The organism is Pseudoalteromonas sp. AWM4_233, from assembly GCF_056158285.1.
The window spans coordinates 1-2676 of sequence record NZ_JBSWSZ010000072.1; the positions used below are offsets into that span (position 1 = coordinate 1).

Here is a 2676-nt window from a genome sequence, read left to right on the forward strand (position 1 = left end):
CCAGTTCTTCATAGCTAAAAATGGGTTATGCATGTGCGCTTATAAGCTCTTTGGCATTTGCTCTAGCCATTTTACTGATATTGTCACCGGCAAGTAGTCGGGCAATTTCATCAATACGGCCTTCTTTAGATAGCTTATTCATTTGAGTGTAGGCTTCGCCGTTTGCAATTTCTTTAGCTACAAAAAATTGCTGATGTCCAGAGCTTGCAACCTGCGGCAAGTGAGTTACACAAATAACTTGAGTTGATTTACCTAATTGGCGTAAAAGCTTGCCAACTGCAGACGCGGTTGGTCCAGAAATACCCACATCTACTTCATCGAAAATAAGAGTCGGCGTTGTAACACGCTGAGCAATAATGACCTGAATAGCTAAACTAATTCGCGATAACTCACCACCAGAAGCCACTTTAGACAGTGCTTGTAACGGTTGACCTGGGTTGGTAGATACTAAAAACGACACCGTATCAAAACCCATTGCACTTGGCGCTTTATCGCTAGTTTGTTGAATATCAATCGCAAACCTGCCGTTTTCCATTGATAAGTTAGCCATGCTATCACTAATTAATTGATTAAGCGTATCTGCGTATTTATGGCGGCTTTCACTTAACAGTTTTGCTGCTTGTTTATATTGCTCAAGGGCATTGTTAATTTCGCTTTCGAGAGCAACAAGGCGGTCGCTGTTATAACTAATTGATGCTAACTCTTCTGCGATTGACTGATGAAATTCTACCAGCTCTTCTGGTTTTATATGATGTTTTCGGGCAAGGTCCATAGCACCTGTTAAACGCATTTCAACTTCGTCTAACCGGGCAGGGTCTAAATCAGTTACATCAACATAGCTGCGTATCTCGCGGCTAGCTTCTTCAACTTGAACGGCAGCTTCACTCAGTAATGATGCTATGCTAGATAAGCTTTCATCGTAGCTTGCCAGCTCTGTAAATTGTTGGGCGCTATGTTGCAGCAATGAACACGCACTTTGCTCATCACTTTCGTATAAGTGTTGTAGCTCACGTTGGCATGACTCTAAAATAGTCTGGCTATGGCTTAGTTTATGATGCTCAGCTTCAATCTCTTCGAACTCACCCGGTTGCAGGGCAAATTCATCAAGTTCAGCTACTTGATACTCCAGTAATTGCTTTTGAGCTGCTTGTTGCTGCTGTTGTTGTTCAAGTTGATTAAATTCTTTAATTAATGCTTGGTAGGCTTTAAAGCGCTCTTTAACATCAGCTAATAGCTGGTTGTGGCCGGCATAGGCATCAAGCAGGTGCAACTGATGTTCAGCTTTTAATAAATGCTGATGGGCATGTTGCCCGTGAATAGAAATTAAATACTGACCTATCTCTTTTAATTGTGCAGCGGTAACTGAGCTGCCATTAATGTAGCTCTTGCTGCGGCCATTTTTGCAAATAACACGGCGTAGTAAACATTCGCCTTCACTGTTTGAGAGTAAATGTTGCTCTAAAAAGTGCTGGGCAAGAGGGAACTTGGCTAATATCAAATTGTGCACAAATTTCTGCACAATCCGTACCTGGGCGAACAGCACCTGCATCTGCACGCTCGCCTAAACATAATGACAGGGCATCAATTGCAATTGATTTACCCGCACCCGTTTCACCTGTAATAGCTGTCATACCATTGTGCCACTCAGTACTTAAATTACTTACAATGGCAAAGTTTTTAATTTCTAACCCGATTAACATACTGTTTATCCATCCAGTCAATTAACTGTTAATTTATACAGTGTTTTCGGGTTTTGCAAATTAAATTTTTAAGCTTTGCTTAATTCTGGCAGTTGATTTTCTTGGACTTGATTCATTTGCAGCTTGCGTGCTCTGGGCTAGCGGCTGATCGTCCTGTAAATCGGTGGGGGGCTGATATCTAATTACTTCAATCAGCGATGGTAAGGCTTCTTGATAAAACGCTTTATTGTACTCGATGCCGTTGTAAGGCAATTCAGCCATAAAATACTGTAACCTGTCAGCGAGCTGATCAGATTTCCTCAGGGCTTTGCGCTTTACTGGCTTCCATTATGATTGTGTTGATAAGCAAATCGCTAATGAATTCGAGGTAAGTGAGATTTTGTTCAGTTGTGCCGCTTGCCCTACAAAGAAAGTAATTGCTGGTGATCATATCTAGGCGCGAAATATTCTTAGGGCGGATAATTTTGCCTTCGCTAAAATCAATTAATTTATTTTTAAAGTCATTATTGATTTCTTTGACTCGTTGATTAAAACGTTTTTTTTCGAGCTTCAATAGCTTTACGACGATTGCTCTCAACCACCCAGTAACAACCTAGTAAGGTGATAAGTAATAATAGAGCAAGAAAAACGATATAACTCATTTCGCCTTAGAATCCTTTAAAAAATACAGCTTTTAGTCTTATTATTTTGCGCTAATCAATACGCCTTGGCAATTAGCTTGAGATAAAAAAAGCCACTTAAAATAAGCGGCTTCCCCCAATTTAATTTTTTTTCTTAATACATTGTAGTAAGAGTATTCCTTTGGATGAATCAAACGTAGACGCTTGTCTGCTTTTTTAATCACTACTTCGTCACCAGGTAATACAGCTAAAACTACGTGACTATCACAGCTGACTTGTAGGCTGTCGGTATTTTCGAGGCTAAGCTTTTAAACGTAGGTGCTGTGTAAGAGGTGAATCTAACCGTCGTTAACCTT

Annotated in this window: 1 protein-coding gene and 2 pseudogenes; all 3 read right to left on the reverse strand. The window is 40.4% G+C overall.

Annotation, left to right across the window (positions count from 1 at the left end):
- Positions 1-25: 25 nt before the first annotated feature.
- Positions 26-1700: pseudogene (gene recN, locus ACXAC4_RS20265) on the reverse strand (DNA repair protein RecN).
- 60 nt (positions 1701-1760) lie between these two features.
- The gene (locus tag ACXAC4_RS20270; RefSeq protein WP_475164986.1) at positions 1761-1961 is read right to left on the reverse strand and encodes a hypothetical protein; all 201 of its coding nucleotides are present in this window, start codon (positions 1959-1961) and stop codon (positions 1761-1763) included.
- A 481-nt stretch (positions 1962-2442) separates the two neighbouring features.
- A pseudogene (gene ppnK, locus ACXAC4_RS20275) lies at positions 2443-2628 on the reverse strand (NAD(+) kinase); the annotation flags it as partial.
- Between the last annotated feature and the right edge of the window lie 48 nt (positions 2629-2676).

What these genes read in the sequence shown, in the direction of transcription:
- ACXAC4_RS20270 (WP_475164986.1), bottom strand. Translation starts at nt 1,961, where the DNA reads ATGGCTGAATTGCCTTACAACGGCATCGAGTACAATAAAGCGTTTTAT.